The following is a 16,232-nucleotide window of genomic DNA, read 5'->3' on the forward strand; positions in this document are numbered from 1 at the left end:
TTCAGTCCTGACTCGTGGTAAAGGGTGAAGCCCGCCAGTATTCGCGAGCCGCGGCGATATCTGCGTCGATCGCCGTCTTGAGCGCCTCCAGCGAGGCAAAGCGCTGCTCGTCACGCAGCTTACGATGAAAGGTCACGCGCAGCAGACGGCCATAAAGGTCGCCTTGATAATTAAGCAAATGCACTTCCAGATGCGGCTGGCCGTCGCTTTCGACCGAGGGGCGCATACCGATATTGGCGACCGCCGCCTGTACTACACCATCGATCTCGACGCTCACCGTGAACACACCACTAAGCGGAGTGCTCTTGCGCTTGAGCTGAATGTTAGCGGTCGGCGCGCCAAGCTGGCGTCCCAGCGCCTGCCCATGCATGACCCGACCGGTCATGCTGAACGGCCGGCCCAGCAACTGTTGCGCCAGCACCAGATTGCCATCAGCGAGCACCTGGCGCAGCCGCGTACTACTGACGCGCTCACCGCCCACTTCTATGGTGGTGGCTGCCTCGACGGTAAAGCCTTCCGCACCACCAGCTTGTAACAAGAAGTTGAAATCCCCGGCTCGGTCGCAACCGAAACGGAAGTCATCACCGACTTCCAGATGCCGAACGCCAAGGCCGTCTACCAGCGTCGCATGTACGAACTCTGCGGCACTCAGCTCGCGCAAACGACGATTAAATGCCAGGCACAGCACCAGATCGACACCCTGTTCACTCAGCAACTGCAATTTTTCTCGCAGGCGGGTCAGCCGAGCAGGGGCCTTGTCCGGGGCAAAATACTCACGCGGCTGCGGCTCGAAGATCACCACGCAGCTGGGGAGCCCGAGCTCGGCGGCACGTTCGCGCAGACGCGCCAGGATAGCTTGATGCCCCCGGTGAACCCCGTCGAAATTGCCGATGGTGGCGACGCAACCCCGATGTCGGGGTCGCAGGTTGTGAAGACCTCGAACCAGCTGCATACCGCACTTCTTGCTTGAAAAGTCGTCGATTATACGCATGAGGCAGCAGTCGCGGACAGGCTTGCCACCCGCGTATGGTAAGGATCAATGACGGAGATGCCGCGGTCGCAAACCGAGCACTACCAAGCCCACCGCGAAAGCGCCCAACCCCGCTACAACCAGCAGCCCCAGCCGCAGCGCTCGCTGCTGCCAGCCCCACGCGAACCACTCGACCGACGGTGCGTTTAGCCACCAGACCATCGCCACCATGGCGGCACAGGCGCCCGCCAACCTCAAAAGGAACAAACCCCAACCCGGAGCAAACAGGAACACGCCCGTCTTATACAGCCCCCAGAACAGCAACCCAGCATTGAGCATCGAGGACAACGAAGTCGCCAGGGCCAAGCCCACATGCTGGAGCGGCCAGATCAGCATTAGATTCAGCACCATGTTGGCGATCATGCAGATGATTGCAATACGCACCGGCGTCTTTAAATCCTGCCGAGCAAAGAAGCCCGGCGCCAGCACCTTGATCAGCATGAATGCCAGGACGCCGAGCGAGTACGCCTCGAGCGCGCTGGCCGACTGGACGACGGCCTCCTCACTCATCGCACCATAAAAGAACAGACTGGCAATCATCGGCTCAGCCAGGATGCCCAGCGCGAGCGCCGCAGGAACCCCAACCAGCAGCACCATTCGCAGCGCCCAGTTCAGCGTGTTGGAAAAAGCCTTGGGGTCATCTCCGGCATGCTGACGAGAAAGGCTAGGCAGGATCACGGTGCCGATCGCAATACCGAAGGCGCCCAACGGCAACTCCGAAAGGCGGTCTGCGTAATAAAGCCAGGAGACGCTGCCTGTCTGCAGAAACGAGGCAAGAACCGTATCGAGCAAGAGATTGATCTGGCTGACCGACACGCCGAACAACGCCGGCACCATCAACAGCATGATTCGCCGCACCCCCTCGTCTCCGAACTTCACCCGAGGCCGGGGCAGCAATCCCAGCTTGGCAACGTAAGGAAGCTGGAAGGCCAACTGGGCGAAGCCTGCGATAAACACGCCCCATGCCAACGCCATAATGGGCTGATCAAAGTAAGGTGTCAGAAAAACGGCCGAGCTGATCATGCAGACATTGAGCAACACAGGCGTGAAGCCCGGTACTGCGAAATGCCCGTACGTGTTGAGCACACCGGACGTAAACGCCGTGAGTGAAATCAGCAACAGATAAGGAAAGGTGATGCGCAGCAGCTCGCCGGCCAACTGCATTTTAGCTGGGTCATCATGAAAGCCGGGCGCGAAAAGCATGACCACGTAAGGCGAAGCCAGCACCCCGACTGCGGTGATGCCCGTCAAGATCAGCCCAAGCATGCCAGCTGTGCGGTCAACCAGCAGCTTGACCTCCAGCTGGGTCCGCTTGGTCCGGAATTCCGACAACACCGGAACAAAGGCTTGGGCGAAAGCCCCTTCTGCAAACAGACGGCGCAAAAAGTTTGGGATTTTGAAGGCTATGAAGAATGCGTCAGCAGCGGCGCCAGAACCGAAGTAGCTGGCCACAACCATATCGCGTACCATGCCCAGCACCCGTGACAGCAGCGTCATCACGCTGACTACCGCACTGGACCGCAGCAATCCGCCTTTGCCGGATGTATCGGACATTTGTCTTCCTAGAGTTGCAGCGCGAGGGGTTACGGCCAGTCACCGGGCATCGTCTCGATAGCCAGTTACGACAGTGAAAGAGGTCGCGAGTTTAGCGGCACCCCATCTGTCCGGCCAGTGTCTCGATTGTTCAATCAGGGTTGACAAGAGCCCGCAGCATCGGCATGATTCGCGGCCTTATTTGCTTTGTAATCCCACGTTTTCGAGGAGTTCGACGGTGGCCAACAGCCCTTCCGCCAAAAAACGCGCAATTCAGGCTGAGAAGCGTCGCAGCCACAACGCCAGCCTGCGCTCCATGGTTCGTACCTACATCAAGAATGTGGTCAAAGCCATTGATGCAAAAGATCTGGATAAAGCTCGTACTGCTTACACTGCAGCCGTGCCTGTAATCGACCGCATGGCCGACAAAGGCATCATCCACAAGAACAAAGCAGCCCGGCATAAAAGCCGCCTGAACGGCCATATCAAGGCCCTCGGCGAAGCTGCTGCAGCCTAAGCTGTACGCTCTTGTGAAAAAACCGGCCTTGAGCCGGTTTTTTTATGTCTGCGATTCGATGCCAAGGCATCGATCTCTGCGAGCCCAACCAGGCACCTTTATGGCTGAGCCCACGGCAGTATTGGAATCGCAGTAACGGCGTTCTGCGGACTCCCTTCGATAACACGATCGCTATACACCAGATAGACCAGCGTGTTGCGCGCCTCATCGAAAAAGCGCACCACCTGCATGGTTTTGAACACTAAAGACGTCCGCTCCTTAAAGACGACTTCGCCATCCTTGAGCTTCTCGCCCATCCGAATCGGCCCGACCTGCCGACAAGCGATCGACGCCTCGGCGCGATCCTCAGCCAGACCGAGCCCACCCTTTATGCCGCCCGTCTTGGCACGTGACAGATAGCAGGTCACGCCCTCAACCTTGGGGTCGTCAAACGCCTCGACCACGATTTTATGATTCGGTCCGAGCCATTTGAAAACCGTATCGACCTCACCCACTTCTCGCGCCATACCGACCGCCGGCCACGCCAGCAACACCATTAACGCTTTTGCCAATCGCATCAAACCACCTCAGACCAAGATCATGTTGTCGCGATGAATAAGCTCTGGCTCATCAACATAACCGAGCAGCTTCTCAATTTCGTCCGACGGGCGACCAAGGATTCGTTGCGTTTCAGCCACACTGTAGTTGGCCAGACCGCGCGCGACCTCGCGACCATCCAGACCCACACAGACCACCATTTCGCCACGCCGGAAACCACCGTGCGCCGCTTTAACTCCGACAGGTAACAGACTGCGATTACCCTGCTTCAAGGCATGTACCGCACCATCATCAAGAACGACCGTACCACGCGTCTGGAGATGCCCAGCCAACCACTGCTTTCGCGCAGCATGACGATTACATTCAGGCGCCAACAGCGTACCGAGCACCTCACCCGCCTTCAGCCGCGCCAGCACGCGCTCGATTCGGCCACCAATAATGACCGTATAGGCACCAGAGCGCGCCGCAAGACGAGCCGCGCGCAACTTAGTCTGCATACCGCCCCGCCCGAGCGCGCCACCTGTGCCACCCGCCACCGCATCCAGCGCAGGATCATCGGCACGCGCCTCACTGATCAAATTGGCGTTAGGATTATTGCGCGGATCAGCATCAAACATGCCGTCGCGGTCAGTAAGGATCACCAACAAATCCGCTTCAACCAGGTTCGCCACCAAGGCAGCGAGGGTATCGTTGTCACCAAAGCGAATCTCGTCGGTGACCACGGTGTCGTTCTCATTGATAACCGGCACCACACCCAGATCTATCAACGTGCGAAGCGTGCTGCGCGCATTGAGATAACGCTTGCGGTCGGAAAGATCATCGTGGGTTACAAGGATTTGCGCGGTCTGCTGCTCGCAGCGCGCAAAGCTGGTTTCCCAGGCTTGTATCAGCCCCATCTGCCCGACCGCCGCCGCAGCCTGCAGCTCATGGACGGCCTTTGGCCTGGCGACCCAACCGAGACGACTCATACCAGCAGCGACAGCGCCAGACGACACCAGCACCAGCTCGACACCCGCCTCGCGCAGCGCCACCATCTGATCGACCCAGACAGCCATTGCCGCCTGATCCAGCCCGCGCCCATCAGCAGTCAGCAAGGCGCTGCCGATTTTCACCACCCAGCGCCGCGCGCCGCTCACCTTGTCCCGCATCGATCCTGCCTTCCAATCGGTACCCGACCAAACCACTCAGCAAGCGGCAGTTAAGCCAGCCCGCAACCATTTGCTAGCGACGCCCGCGACGATGCGGGCATGCGTCAACGTACGTAGAAGATCTCAGCACCGCCTTCATCGTCGTCATCATCGTCGAAGTCGTCTTCATCGACCTCGTCGACAGGCTTGACACCGGCACGCCGCAAGGCTCGCTGATCATCCAGCTCTTGCAAGCGAGCACGCGCCTCGTCTTCAATCTGCTGATCCAGCTCGGCAAGCGCTTCCGCGTATGCTGGCTCCTCGGCGATACGCACCGTGCGCTCATCCAGATAGCGCATGATGGCCTGGCTCAACGCCTCGGTACCCTCGCGCTCGAGCGCAGAGATAACGAATACGGGACCGTCCCACTCAAGCCGCTCGACTACCCGCTGAACCCGCTCGTCGTGATCTTCCTCGAGAAGCTGATCAGCCTTGTTCAGCACAAGCCAGCGATCTCGTTGCGCCAGTGCAGGACTGAATTTCTCCAGCTCATTCACGATCACCTCTGCCGCATCGGCCGGATCGCTTTCATCTAGCGGCGCCATGTCCACCAGGTGCAGCAACAGACGCGTCCGCGCAAGGTGCTTGAGGAAGCGAATACCAAGCCCCGCCCCCTCCGAAGCACCCTCGATCAGACCCGGGATGTCAGCGACCACGAAGCTCTTGTAGCGGCCAACACTCACCACCCCAAGGTTCGGCACCAGCGTGGTGAACGGGTAATCGGCAACTTTCGGCTTGGCAGCCGACACCGAGCGGATGAAGGTGCTCTTACCAGCGTTCGGCAACCCCAGCAGTCCGACATCCGCCAGCACCTTCAGCTCAAGTTTCAGGTCGCGCGCGTCGCCCGGCTTGCCTGGCGTGGTCTGGCGAGGAGCACGGTTGGTACTGGACTTGAAGCGCGTGTTGCCCAGCCCATGCCAGCCACCCTGCGCGACCAGCAGGCGCTGACCCGCCTTGGTCAGGTCACCTATCACATCCTGAGTGGCGGCATCGATCACCGTGGTACCGACCGGCACCGGCAGGATCAGATCGTCGCCCTTGGCACCCGTACATTCAGTACTGCCGCCCTTCTGACCATTGGGCGCATTGAAGCGGCGGGTGTAACGGTAGTCGACGAGCGTGTTGAGATTCTCGTCAGCCTCCAGATACACGGACCCGCCATCGCCGCCATCGCCCCCGTTGGGACCGCCTTTCTCGATGAACTTCTCACGACGGAAGCTCATCATGCCGTTACCGCCGTCGCCGGCCTTTACAAAAATCGATACTTCATCGACGAATTTCATGGGAACGCCTCCCGCCGCAAGGACGGGCTAGAAAACAGGAACATAAGGGTCTTGCAAAACCCAGCGATAGTGAGAGCACAGCAGTGTTTTGCAAGAGCCCTACAGAGGATACAGAAACAAAAAAGCCCCGTCGCATGACAGGGCTTTTCCAGCAACGCCGCGATTAGGCTGCGACGACGCTCACGTAGCGACGGCCAAACTGACCCTTCACTTCGAATTTGATCACGCCTTCCACCTTGGCGAACAAGGTGTGATCCTTGCCCATGCCAACGCCGTAACCGGCATGGAATTGAGTGCCGCGCTGACGCACGATGATGTTACCGGCCTTGATGACCTGGCCGCCGTACATCTTCACGCCAAGACGTTTGGCTTCTGAGTCGCGACCGTTGCGGGTAGAACCGCCAGCTTTTTTGTGTGCCATGAGTTCAATACTCCTATAAGGGGATTCAGGGCCGATTAGCCCTGAATGCCGGTGATTTTGACCTCAGTGAACCACTGACGGTGGCCCTGACGCTTCATGTGGTGCTTACGACGGCGGAATTTGATGATGGTGACCTTGTCATGACGGCCCTGAGCGATCACTTCAGCAGTGACCTTGGCACCATCGACCACCGGAGCGCCGATCTTTACATCGTCGCCGTTGCCGATCAGCAGAACGCGGTCAAAAGTGACGGCTTCGCCAGTGGCAACTTCGAGTTTTTCAATCTTGAGGTATTCGCCTTCGGCGACCTTGTATTGCTTGCCGCCGGTAACGATAACTGCGTACATCTGTGTATCTCCGTTGATCCTGCTCACCCAGCGCTTAAGTGAAATAGTTAGAGGCTGGCATGGCTGCACGGGGCCGGAAAGGACGCCCTTGCAATTGCGTAAGGCAGGGAAATGCCCAGGGGGAAAGTTCAGGGTCCGCGATTGTACGCATCCACCTGACCCTGCGCAATAGCCGCCGGGCCTTGCCTTGACACTGCATGACCCGCCCCATAGCATGCCGCGCAATCTCCGAGGAGTACTCGTCCCCGATGCAACCCCAGGCCTTTTACCAAGTAGTGGCTGAAGATTTCGCCGCTGTTGACGGCATTATCCGCAACCAGTTGACGTCCCGCGTACCGCTGGTGGAAAAGATCGGGGACTACATTACCTCGGCCGGCGGCAAACGCCTGCGCCCTCTGCTCGTCCTGCTCAGCGGTAATGCGCTGGGACTAAAGGGTGAGCAGCTGCGCCTGCTGGCAGCGATCATTGAATTCCTGCATACCTCGACACTGCTTCACGATGACGTCGTTGATATGTCCGGCATGCGCCGCGGCCGCTCAACCGCCAACGCCTTGTGGGGTAATGCGCCCAGCGTGCTGGTCGGTGACTTCCTCTACGCGCGTTCTTTCGAAATGATGGTAGAACTTGGCTCGATGGAAGTCATGCGAATCATCTCGCAGGCCACTCGCGTCATCGCCGAAGGCGAAGTACTGCAACTGTCCAAAGTGCGCGACGCCAGCACCACAGAAGAAATCTACATGGAAGTCATCCGCGGCAAGACCGCGATGCTCTTCGAGGCCTCCACGCATAGCGCAGCTACTCTGGCGGGTGCTAACGAGGCGCAACGCGAGGCGCTGCGCACCTTCGGCGACTACCTCGGCATTGCGTTCCAACTGGTCGATGATCTGCTCGACTATCAGGGCGATGCCGAAGCGCTGGGCAAGAATGTCGGTGATGATCTCGCCGAAGGCAAGCCGACGCTGCCGCTGATCTACACGATGCGCGAGGGCACAGCAGAACAGGCCGCACTGGTGCGTCAGGCCATTCAGAAAGGCGGCATCGAGGATCTAGAGAGTATCCGCCGCGCTGTAGAAGCCGCCGGCGCACTGGATTACACCGCCCGATTGGCGCGCGACTACGCCGATCGAGCCATAGCCTGCCTTGAGCTGATCCCTGCCAACAGGTATCGCGACGCCCTGGTCGAATTAAGCCGTTTCGCCGTCGCTCGCACTCACTGAGCACACCGCTTAGTAAGGGTGCGATTGGGCACCCTTGAATTCACGCCATCGCCGCACCTGCGTCCTGATCGCCATCAGTCGCATCGGTATCTTTGCGCTTGCATCTTTGCAAATAACAATTATTCTCATTAAGGAGATTAATTGGAGGTGCACATGACTTATTTGATCGATGCATGGCTGGACCGCCCGCAACCTTACCTGCGGATACTCGACCGTAGCACCGGTGCGGTGTGCGTTACCTTAGAGGGAGACGCCCTGGACGAGCTTCGCGACCAGGGCGATCTGGATCTGCAGGAGTTGAGCACCAGCGAACCTTACGTGCTCAAGGAACAGGTGCGAAACCTGTTCCTGTTCTCCTATGCCAGGGCGTTGCGCCCGTAGCAGCAGCGTTTTACAGAACAGCCAGCAGCTCGACGTCGAACACCAGTACGCTGTGCGGAGGAATACTGCCAACACCCTGCGCGCCGTAAGCCAGCTCGCTCGGCACGTAAAGCCGCCATTTGCTGCCCACGCCCATAAGCTGCAACGCTTCGGTCCAGCCAGCGATCACGCCACCCACCGGAAACTCGGCCGGCTGGCCGCGCTGGTAGGAGCTGTCGAATACAGTGCCGTCGATCAGAGTGCCGTGATAATGCGTACGCACCTGGTCCTCAGCGCTGGGCTTGGCGCCCTCTCCTGCTGTCAGCACTTCGTACTGCAGACCCGATGGCAGGGTCGAAACCCCTTCACGCTGGGCGTTTTTAGCCAGGAAGGCCTTGCCTTCGCCTGCAGCAGCTTCTGCCTTTTGCTGTGCCTCGGCTTGCATACGTTCACGGATGACGGCGAAGCTGGCATTCAGATCTTCCGGACTGACCCGGCTGGCTGCTCCGGCAAAGGCATCGCGAATACCGGCGATCACAGCATCCAGGCTGATCCCAGGCGGCGGGTTCTCACGCAGCTGATCACCCAGTTGACGGCCGATACCGTAGCTCACGCGCGTTTCGTCGGTTGATAGGTTCAGATCAGTCATGCATCGGCTCCACTGGAAAAAAGGCCGCACAGCCTAGCACAGCGACCAGCAGCGCCACCCAAGACTGTTTTTCGAACGGCACATAGACGGCACAAAACGGGGCCTACCAGGCGGAACGCAGGCTAATCGGCACGCGCAACGGTTCCCGAACGCCCTCGGCCAAGCCGCACATTTCATCGTATGCCGAGCTGTGAACCAGAAAGAAAGGGATTACTGGCATCTCGCTAAGTAGATCTCGCGCATGCTCCACGGATCGCAGATGGATCACGTTGCTCTGTTCGTCGCGCAACACATACGATTTGCCCCGGACGTGGACATTCAATAGATAGAAGCCGCCCTCGAGTGACACCAGATCCAGCGCGTCGACATGGTGTGCTTGTGCGCCATCCAGCAATGCCTGCAGATTCATGCGACCTTCTCCGTGTACAGAAACGAACCTCTTGTACAACATCAGGAGAACCAATCACAACCACTACCACGTTTCCCTGCCTGCCGCAGCACGCTACGAATCGTAGTCACCTCAGTGCTTGGTGAGCTTATCCAAGTAGCCCATGGCGAAGGCTGAAAAGACGAACGTCAGGTGGATGATCACGTACCACATCAACTGCTCGCTCTCGAGCTGCTGCGCATCCATGAACATGCGCAACAGATGGATCGACGAGATCGCCACAATCGAGGCAGCGACCTTCATTTTCAACGAACCGGAGTCCATCTTCCCGAGCCAGTCGAGCTTCTCTTTGCCCTCCTCCACGTCCAGTTGCGAGACGAAATTCTCGTAACCAGACAGCATTACCATCACGAGCAAACCGCCAACCAGGGCCATATCGATCAGCGACAGCAGCTTGAGGATCAGGTCGCCTTCACTCAGCGAAAGCACGGCAGGAAGGATGTGCCAAATTTCCTGAAAGAACTTGATCGCCAGGGCCAGCAGGGCAAAGGCCAGGCCAAAATAAATAGGCGCCAACAACCAGCGGGCGGCGTACATGGTGTTTTCGATCAAGCGTTCCATCTGTTCTCACTGGGTGTGGCGGGTTTCGGCAAGCGAGTATACGCAGCGCGGTCGAGTCTTCAAGAAGACGCTATGGCGACATGTTTCCTTTGTGGATAAGAATTAGCAGAGGGTAATTGCCGGCCCCAAAACGAGGGGCCAGACAGCCGTACTTGAATCGGACGGTCAGGACTTGGCGCCCCAGCCGCTGAGATAGCGCGCCTGGTTTGCGTTGACCTTGCGCAGCTCAGCCTGCATATGCAGTTGCCAGATCGATGGCGACTCCGATTCTGTATAACCTTGTCCATATAGGTTTTCGGCAATCGCCTTCAGCACCGACTCGGCCTCGCGTGGCCCGTGGAACGGGCCTTGGGCCTTGATAGCGGTAGGCTGCCCTGCGTCGATTCCAGCCGCGCAAAGCAACGTCCACAAGCCATTGCCGCCAGACAGCGGACGAATGATGCATTCGATACGGGTAACCAAACCCAGGCACTGGCGGTTCAAGCAGAGTGTTTGAGACATGACGGCGATCCTCGCGCTCGGTTGCGCGCCCTCATTCAGGAGGAAAGGCCCGCAAGTCCGTTACCCACACAAGCTGTGGATAACTTTGTGGATAGAGAGTGGAAACTCTCTTCCATTGCAGACCCGCCGCACGCCGTATCGTTCCGTCCAGTTGCTGCTCGGATCGTTCGTCCGATTACCCTTGCTCTGCTCCCTTTGCCTGCGCCGCCGCGAGTACTTCCTCGGGTGACGCCGCATCGCTTCGATGATCGTCTTCAAGCTCGATCTCGGCGATGTCACGCAAACGCTCGACCACCCGCGCGTTGACGCTGCCCTTCGGGAACTGTCCGTCCTTGTCCGCCCCGCCTACCGGTTCCCCTACCAACAGCGAAAGCGCCTCATCGACATGACGCACCGCATAGATATGGAACCGCTCCTGACGCACGGCTTCCAGCACGCGCTCGTCGAGCATCAGCGTCGTGACGTTGGCAAAGGGAATGATTGCGCCCTGCTCTCCGGTCAATCCGCGTGCTTCGCACAGTCGGAAAAAGCCTTCGATCTTTTCATTGACGCCACCGACCGCCTGCACCTCGCCGAACTGGTTGATCGAACCAGTGATCGCGAAGCACTGCTTGAGCGGCGTCCGCGAAATGGCCGAAATCAGTGCGCAGCATTCTCCCAGCGAAGCACTGTCGCCATCGACGTACCCATAAGACTGCTCAAGCGCGATGCTTGCGGAGATCTCCAGCGGAAACTCCTGCGCATAGCGGCTACCGAGAAAGCCGGTCAGGATCATCACGCCTTTGGAGTGAATCGGCTGACCGAGGTTAACCTCACGCTCGATGTCGACAATCCCCGAGCCACCCGGATAAACAGTGGCGGAAATCCGCGCTGGCATGCCAAACGCCGAATCGCCCACTTCGAGGACGGTCAAACCGTTGCACTTGCCGATCGCAGCGCCTTCGCTATCGATCAGGATCACGCCGGCAAGGATGTCTTCAAGGATGCGCGCCGAGACACGTCCGGTTCGAGTGGCCTTGGCTTTCAGCGCACGCTCGATGTGGCCGACATCGGTGACTTCATCCTTGGCGAGTTGACGGATGAAATCCGCCTCGCTGACCAACTGGAACAGATCACCAATCTTTGCCGACAGTCGTCCCTGGTGCTCAGCCAAACGTGCACTGTAAGTGGCCAGGCGCGCCACGGCCGCGGCAGTCAACGGCGCCATACCCTCTTCGGAAGTGCGCGTTTTCATCAGTTGTGCGAACTGCTCAAGGCTGTCCTCGGCCAGCGGAATTTCTTCATCGAAGTCCACCAGCACGCGAAACATTTCCTGAAAGTCCGGATCCAGGTCCTGCAAGGTGTAATAGAGCTGACGTGAGCCAATGATCACGACTTTGACATTGAGCGGGATGACTTCCGGATTAAGCGTCACCGTGGCCAGTCGCCCCAACTCGGCCAGCGGCGACTCCATCTTCAACTTGCGCGACTGCAGCGCACGTTTCAGCGCTTCCCAGACAAAGGGCTCGCTGAGCATCTTTTCCGCTTCAAGCATCAGAAAGCCGCCATTGGCCCGATGCAGCGCACCGGGACGCAGCTGACGATAGCTGGTGTAGAGCGCGCCCTGATCGGTGCTGTATTCGATGCGACCGAACAGGTTGTCGTAGGTTGGATGCGGCTCGAACACCACAGGCGCGCCCCCATCGAGCGGATGACCGACCACAAGGCTGGGGCTGTACTGCTCTTCGAGGAGCTGACGGGTCTGGGCATCGGGACGGTTTTCGTCAACCAGCTGCTCGACCACCGTTTTCAGCAGGTTGACCTGCACGGCTTGGAGGTAGGCCTCAATGCCCGCGTTTTCCCCGTATTTCTCTGAAAGTGGTGCCAGCAAAGGCTGCAACGCCTGGCTGATGGTTTCGTCATTAAGCTGCCGCAGCTGATTACTGGATTCGCGCTTCCATTGCGGCAGGCTGGCCAGTCCTTCATTAAGGTGAACTTCGAGCGCGGAAATATCTTCGTGGTAACGCTCGCGCTCGGCTTCCGGCAACTGGGCGAATTCCGCCTCGTCCATCGACTTGCCGTCTTTCATGGGTGTGAAGGCAATGTTGGTGCTGTCCCGGTAGAGCGCGATTTCTTTCTCTAGCGCCAGCTTTTCGATGACATCCAACGCCTTGTCGTAGCGCTGGTTGAAGGCACGATCAATCGCACTCTTCTTCTGCTGAAAGCTTGGATGCTCAAATACCGCCGGAAAGGTCGCCATCAGGTTGTCGATCAGCTGACCAATGTCGGCAATGAACTCGCCCGCTCCGCCCTGCGGCAGCTCTACCACGCGCGGCTCGCGTGGCTCGTCAAAGTTGTTTACGTAGAGCCAGTCCGAGGGCGTATCCAGTCGTTTGCCTTCAGCCTTGAGGTAGCGACGTACGAACGAGAACCGCCCAGTTCCCGGCTCACCCATTACATAAACGTTATAACCAGGGCGCGGCATCGCCACGCCGAACTGCAGCGCCTCGACAGCCCGCTCCTGCCCGAGCACGCCAAGAAAGGGTTCCAGCTCATCGGTGGTCTTGAAGGCGAACAGGCTGGGTTCGAAGGGACGGGTGAGCGCATCAGGCGCCAGGCGCAGGCCGGCAGCGACAGTTTCGGGCATTGGAAATCCTTGCAGGAGTGGCCTTTTGGCCACGATTGATGCTGCCATTCTGGCGATGCCTCCCGCTGGCTGCAAGGTCCAGCAAGATGCGACTTGAAGGTTTGCCGGCAGCGTCGGCCCCAGCACAAAGACGCCTGCCTGGCGTTGTTGCCGACTTTCTATTTCCCCATGGGTTTCTTTTTCGTGGGGCTCAGCGTTTTAGAAAAAGACGCCTGACGAATTTCCGTCTCAGAGACCGCATCTGTTGCCTGCCATCGGCGTGCGCAGGCCGAGAATGTCCGAGCTCTGGCGGCAAAGCAGAGCCCTGCGTCCATCCCCGCGACAGACGGGCAGGCGATGACGACCGCCGCCTTGATTCAAGTCAACTTGCCTGGCGCGCAACAAGCGCCTCATAGGGCAGCCAACATAGAAAAAGGACTCCGTGATGCGCTGCTCTGTACCCGTTCTGCTCAGCGGACTGATGCTGATCTCAAACATGGCTAACGCCGACGAGTTGCGCGAACGCGCCAATGCGATTTTCAAGCCGATCCCGGCAAAGGTAACGGAGGTTCGCGGCAACGCCGTCAGCCCCGACCAGGCGGCACTCGGACACAAACTCTGGTTCGATCCACGGCTGTCACGCAGCCATGTGATCAGCTGCAACACCTGCCACAACCTCAGCCTCGGCGGTGGCGACAACGTCACCACTTCGATCGGTCACGGCTGGCAGAAAGGCCCACGCAACTCACCCACCGTGCTCAATGCCGTATTCAATGCCGCACAGTTCTGGGATGGCCGCGCAGAAGACCTCCAGGCCCAGGCCAAGGGCCCGGTGCAAGCCGGGGTCGAGATGAACAACACCCCAGAGCGGGTCGTTGCGACGCTCAAGAGCATCCCGGAGTATGCGAACGAGTTCAAGCAGGCCTTTCCGAACGACAAGGACCCGGTCAGCTTCGACAACATGGCTTATGCGCTGGAGGCGTTTGAAGTCAGCCTGATCACACCGGACGCGCCTTTCGACCGGTACCTCAAGGGCGACGACACCGCGCTCGACGCCAAGCAGAAAGAAGGCCTGGCTTTGTTCATGGACACGGGCTGCACCGCCTGTCACAGCGGCGTCAACGTGGGCGGCCAGGGCTACTTCCCGTTTGGCGTGATCAAAAAGCCTGGTGCCGAAATCCTGCCGTCTGGGGACAAGGGGCGCTTCACCGTAACCAATACGGCAACTGACGAGTACGTGTTCCGCGCCGCGCCCCTGCGCAACGTAGCGCTGACGCCACCCTACTTTCACAGTGGTGAGGTCTGGGACTTGGAACAGGCAGTGGCGATCATGGGCGACAGCCAGCTAGGTCGCACACTCAAGGAAGACGAGGTCGGTGCCATCGCGGCCTTCCTGCGCAGCCTGACGGGCGAACAGCCTCACGTGGCATACCCGGTTTTGCCAGCCAGCACGTCAAACACCCCTCGCCCCGAATAAGGGGCAGCAAGTCGAATCTGCGGCCTGAGGCCGCAGGTTCGATCCGGAATTCGCCTCGACGCATCCCCCTTCGTCAACTAGCCTCCGGTGAAATGCACCAAAACGGTGAACGCCGATGGCTTTGCACCATGCTCAATCTGGGGAAGTGGTCAACGTCCTCACACACTCAGAACTATCAGCAGTTCAATCGCAAGCAATCGTCAGCACACCCGATCTCGAAGTCATGCGCCTGTGCATGCCGGAAGGCAAGCAGCTCCCGCCCCACGCCGTCGCCGGCGCCATCACGCTGTTGTGCCTGCAAGGCAGGGTAGACGTCCATGCGCACGGCACCTGGCACACCATGCAGGTGAATGATCACCTCTATCTCGAAGGCCACGCCGAACACGCACTTCGGGCGCTCTCCGATGCCGTGGTACTGGTGAACATCCAGCGCCGGCCTGAAACCTGAGCGGACGCAAGCCAAACAAGCTCTGGCTAACGCCAGCCGTGCAACAACGCTTCGGCCAACGAAAGGATCATCACTTTGGTGAAGTTCTTCAGAGTTCTCAGTTTTGTGGTGTTGGCGCTGATGGCAGCTGCAGTCATCTACGCCGGCGTCATGGGTATCGTCCATTGGGCCGGTATCGGTGTTTGAGCGGAGCCTACGATGAACAAAAGACAGACCCGCTTGTTCGCCATCATCTCAACCCTGGTTGCCTCACTGGTATTCCTTGGGCTGACGATTGACAGCCACCGACAGTTCCCGAAGCTGACCAATGCCGACAGCATTACCCCGGCCGTAACCCGCGGCAACGACGTATGGCACGCAAACAACTGCATCAATTGCCATACGCTGTTTGGCGAAGGTGCCTACTACGCACCGGACCTGACTAAGATCACGCAACTTCGCGGTGCGCCCTATCTCAAGGCCTTCATGAAGGAGCCGGAGCGGTTCTACAACGAGGAACAGCATCGCCGACTGATGCCCAACCCCAACCTCGAAGACGAGGAGATCGACGACCTCATCGCGTTCCTCGACTGGGTCGCTAATGTCGACAATCAGGGCTGGCCACCGAGACCGATCCTGGTCACCGGCTCCTCGATCCCCGGCACAAGCCTGACCATCGCCCAGCAGGACATTTCCGGACCCGGCAAGACGGAGAACCAGATGCCGCCGGGCGCTCGACCAGTCACCGGAGACGAAAGCCCGATTGCCCTCGGCGAGGCGCTATTCCGCACCGCTACCCCGGCGTGCAACGCCTGCCATTCCATCGCTCCCGGTGTGAACCTAGCCGGGCCAACACTGGCTGGGCTAGCAACACGGGCCCAGCAAACCCTCGATTCGCCCGGCTACGAGGGCGAAGCCGACAGCGTCGAAGGCTATATCCGCGAATCCATCGTTTCGCCAAGCGCCTACCTGCATCCTGGGGAAATGTATTCGGCCGAGGGCGTGTCGTTCATGCCCAACGGTTACGGCGAATCGCTGACCGACGAGCAAGTCGATCAACTGGTGCAGTACCTGGCGTCATTCAAATGAGTGCGGTGCGCAATGCTCGCCGGACGAACATGCAGGGGTTCAG

18 protein-coding genes are annotated in these 16,232 nt (G+C 59.1%); 6 read left to right on the forward strand and 12 right to left on the reverse strand.

Translation table 11 applies throughout. From position 1 onward, the window contains the following. Position 1: 1 nt before the first annotated feature. Both ribF and murJ read right to left on the reverse strand, forming a co-directional pair. The gene (gene ribF, locus RT21_RS18465; RefSeq protein ID WP_046163883.1) at positions 2–952 is read right to left on the reverse strand and encodes a bifunctional riboflavin kinase/FAD synthetase; all 951 of its coding nucleotides are present in this window, start codon (positions 950–952) and stop codon (positions 2–4) included. 84 nt (positions 953–1,036) lie between these two features. Continuing rightward, complete coding sequence (gene murJ, locus RT21_RS18470) at positions 1,037–2,584, reverse strand: murein biosynthesis integral membrane protein MurJ (RefSeq protein WP_046163884.1); 1,548 nt, start codon at positions 2,582–2,584, stop codon at positions 1,037–1,039. Positions 2,585–2,801: 217 nt separating this feature from the next. Between murJ and rpsT the strand changes: the two genes are divergently transcribed. After that, positions 2,802–3,080: a 30S ribosomal protein S20 gene (gene rpsT / locus RT21_RS18475; RefSeq protein ID WP_003281567.1), complete on the forward strand. Its 279-nt coding sequence runs from the start codon at positions 2,802–2,804 to the stop codon at positions 3,078–3,080. A gap of 98 nt (positions 3,081–3,178) precedes the next feature. Here the strand turns inward: rpsT and RT21_RS18480 are convergent, their stop codons facing one another. The 5 genes from RT21_RS18480 to rplU form a co-directional block, all read right to left on the reverse strand. Continuing rightward, on the reverse strand, positions 3,179–3,637 hold the full coding sequence (locus RT21_RS18480; protein WP_046163885.1) for a CreA family protein: 459 nt from the start codon (positions 3,635–3,637) through the stop codon (positions 3,179–3,181). 9 nt (positions 3,638–3,646) lie between these two features. Further along, complete coding sequence (proB, locus tag RT21_RS18485) at positions 3,647–4,765, reverse strand: glutamate 5-kinase (protein ID WP_046163886.1); 1,119 nt, start codon at positions 4,763–4,765, stop codon at positions 3,647–3,649. A gap of 104 nt (positions 4,766–4,869) precedes the next feature. Beyond that, complete coding sequence (cgtA, locus tag RT21_RS18490) at positions 4,870–6,087, reverse strand: Obg family GTPase CgtA (protein ID WP_046163887.1); 1,218 nt, start codon at positions 6,085–6,087, stop codon at positions 4,870–4,872. A 163-nt stretch (positions 6,088–6,250) separates the two neighbouring features. After that, positions 6,251–6,508 (reverse strand): 50S ribosomal protein L27, encoded by a 258-nt coding sequence (gene rpmA, locus RT21_RS18495; protein WP_019339713.1) that lies wholly within the window; start codon positions 6,506–6,508, stop codon positions 6,251–6,253. Between the two features lie 35 nt (positions 6,509–6,543). Beyond that, positions 6,544–6,855, reverse strand: coding sequence for a 50S ribosomal protein L21 (gene rplU / locus RT21_RS18500; RefSeq protein ID WP_003302133.1), 312 nt, complete (start codon positions 6,853–6,855; stop codon positions 6,544–6,546). Between the two features lie 248 nt (positions 6,856–7,103). Here rplU and RT21_RS18505 point away from each other — a divergent pair, with 248 nt between their 5' ends. Both RT21_RS18505 and RT21_RS18510 read left to right on the forward strand, forming a co-directional pair. Continuing rightward, complete coding sequence (locus tag RT21_RS18505; RefSeq protein WP_046163888.1) at positions 7,104–8,072, forward strand: polyprenyl synthetase family protein; 969 nt, start codon at positions 7,104–7,106, stop codon at positions 8,070–8,072. A gap of 153 nt (positions 8,073–8,225) precedes the next feature. Next, positions 8,226–8,453 (forward strand): PA4570 family protein, encoded by a 228-nt coding sequence (locus RT21_RS18510; RefSeq protein WP_046163889.1) that lies wholly within the window; start codon positions 8,226–8,228, stop codon positions 8,451–8,453. A gap of 10 nt (positions 8,454–8,463) precedes the next feature. On the opposite strand, the gene RT21_RS18515 is transcribed toward RT21_RS18510, so the two are convergent. The 5 genes from RT21_RS18515 to RT21_RS18535 form a co-directional block, all read right to left on the reverse strand. Further along, a complete protein-coding gene (locus RT21_RS18515) occupies positions 8,464–9,081 on the reverse strand; it encodes a BamJ family beta-barrel-assembly machinery protein (RefSeq protein WP_046163890.1) in 618 nt (205 codons plus the stop codon). 103 nt (positions 9,082–9,184) lie between these two features. After that, on the reverse strand, positions 9,185–9,490 hold the full coding sequence (locus RT21_RS18520; protein ID WP_046163891.1) for a DUF6482 family protein: 306 nt from the start codon (positions 9,488–9,490) through the stop codon (positions 9,185–9,187). A gap of 111 nt (positions 9,491–9,601) precedes the next feature. Further along, the gene (locus tag RT21_RS18525) at positions 9,602–10,090 is read right to left on the reverse strand and encodes a TIGR00645 family protein (RefSeq protein WP_045430332.1); all 489 of its coding nucleotides are present in this window, start codon (positions 10,088–10,090) and stop codon (positions 9,602–9,604) included. A gap of 165 nt (positions 10,091–10,255) precedes the next feature. Continuing rightward, positions 10,256–10,591, reverse strand: a complete 336-nt coding sequence (locus RT21_RS18530; RefSeq protein ID WP_045430335.1) for a PA4575 family protein — start codon at positions 10,589–10,591, stop codon at positions 10,256–10,258. 175 nt (positions 10,592–10,766) lie between these two features. Beyond that, on the reverse strand, positions 10,767–13,217 hold the full coding sequence (locus tag RT21_RS18535) for a Lon protease family protein (RefSeq protein WP_046163892.1): 2,451 nt from the start codon (positions 13,215–13,217) through the stop codon (positions 10,767–10,769). Between the two features lie 424 nt (positions 13,218–13,641). On the opposite strand from RT21_RS18535, the gene RT21_RS18540 reads away from it, so the two are divergent. The 3 genes from RT21_RS18540 to RT21_RS18550 all read left to right on the forward strand — a co-directional run bounded on the left by RT21_RS18540 (position 13,642) and on the right by RT21_RS18550 (position 16,189). Beyond that, positions 13,642–14,673: a cytochrome-c peroxidase gene (locus tag RT21_RS18540; protein WP_046163893.1), complete on the forward strand. Its 1,032-nt coding sequence runs from the start codon at positions 13,642–13,644 to the stop codon at positions 14,671–14,673. Positions 14,674–14,788: 115 nt separating this feature from the next. After that, complete coding sequence (locus RT21_RS18545) at positions 14,789–15,121, forward strand: cupin domain-containing protein (RefSeq protein ID WP_046163894.1); 333 nt, start codon at positions 14,789–14,791, stop codon at positions 15,119–15,121. 198 nt (positions 15,122–15,319) lie between these two features. Beyond that, complete coding sequence (locus RT21_RS18550) at positions 15,320–16,189, forward strand: c-type cytochrome (RefSeq protein WP_045430347.1); 870 nt, start codon at positions 15,320–15,322, stop codon at positions 16,187–16,189. Positions 16,190–16,232 lie beyond the last annotated feature (43 nt).

It is taken from the genome of Pseudomonas sp. 10B238, from assembly GCF_000970615.1.
Classification (GTDB): Bacteria; Pseudomonadota; Gammaproteobacteria; order Pseudomonadales; family Pseudomonadaceae; genus Stutzerimonas.

Excerpts from the sequence above, each read along its gene's own strand:
- ribF (WP_046163883.1), bottom strand. The coding sequence starts at position 952 with ATGCAGCTGGTTCGAGGTCTTCACAACCTGCGACCCCGACATCGGGGT.
- murJ (WP_046163884.1), bottom strand. The coding sequence starts at position 2,584 with ATGTCCGATACATCCGGCAAAGGCGGATTGCTGCGGTCCAGTGCGGTA.
- RT21_RS18480 (WP_046163885.1), bottom strand. The coding sequence starts at position 3,637 with ATGCGATTGGCAAAAGCGTTAATGGTGTTGCTGGCGTGGCCGGCGGTC.
- proB (WP_046163886.1), bottom strand. The coding sequence starts at position 4,765 with ATGCGGGACAAGGTGAGCGGCGCGCGGCGCTGGGTGGTGAAAATCGGC.
- cgtA (WP_046163887.1), bottom strand. The coding sequence starts at position 6,087 with ATGAAATTCGTCGATGAAGTATCGATTTTTGTAAAGGCCGGCGACGGC.
- rpmA (WP_019339713.1), bottom strand. The coding sequence starts at position 6,508 with ATGGCACACAAAAAAGCTGGCGGTTCTACCCGCAACGGTCGCGACTCA.
- rplU (WP_003302133.1), bottom strand. The coding sequence starts at position 6,855 with ATGTACGCAGTTATCGTTACCGGCGGCAAGCAATACAAGGTCGCCGAA.
- RT21_RS18505 (WP_046163888.1), top strand. The coding sequence starts at position 7,104 with ATGCAACCCCAGGCCTTTTACCAAGTAGTGGCTGAAGATTTCGCCGCT.
- RT21_RS18510 (WP_046163889.1), top strand. The coding sequence starts at position 8,226 with ATGACTTATTTGATCGATGCATGGCTGGACCGCCCGCAACCTTACCTG.
- RT21_RS18515 (WP_046163890.1), bottom strand. The coding sequence starts at position 9,081 with ATGACTGATCTGAACCTATCAACCGACGAAACGCGCGTGAGCTACGGT.
- RT21_RS18520 (WP_046163891.1), bottom strand. The coding sequence starts at position 9,490 with ATGAATCTGCAGGCATTGCTGGATGGCGCACAAGCACACCATGTCGAC.
- RT21_RS18525 (WP_045430332.1), bottom strand. The coding sequence starts at position 10,090 with ATGGAACGCTTGATCGAAAACACCATGTACGCCGCCCGCTGGTTGTTG.
- RT21_RS18530 (WP_045430335.1), bottom strand. The coding sequence starts at position 10,591 with ATGTCTCAAACACTCTGCTTGAACCGCCAGTGCCTGGGTTTGGTTACC.
- RT21_RS18535 (WP_046163892.1), bottom strand. The coding sequence starts at position 13,217 with ATGCCCGAAACTGTCGCTGCCGGCCTGCGCCTGGCGCCTGATGCGCTC.
- RT21_RS18540 (WP_046163893.1), top strand. The coding sequence starts at position 13,642 with ATGCGCTGCTCTGTACCCGTTCTGCTCAGCGGACTGATGCTGATCTCA.
- RT21_RS18545 (WP_046163894.1), top strand. The coding sequence starts at position 14,789 with ATGGCTTTGCACCATGCTCAATCTGGGGAAGTGGTCAACGTCCTCACA.
- RT21_RS18550 (WP_045430347.1), top strand. The coding sequence starts at position 15,320 with ATGAACAAAAGACAGACCCGCTTGTTCGCCATCATCTCAACCCTGGTT.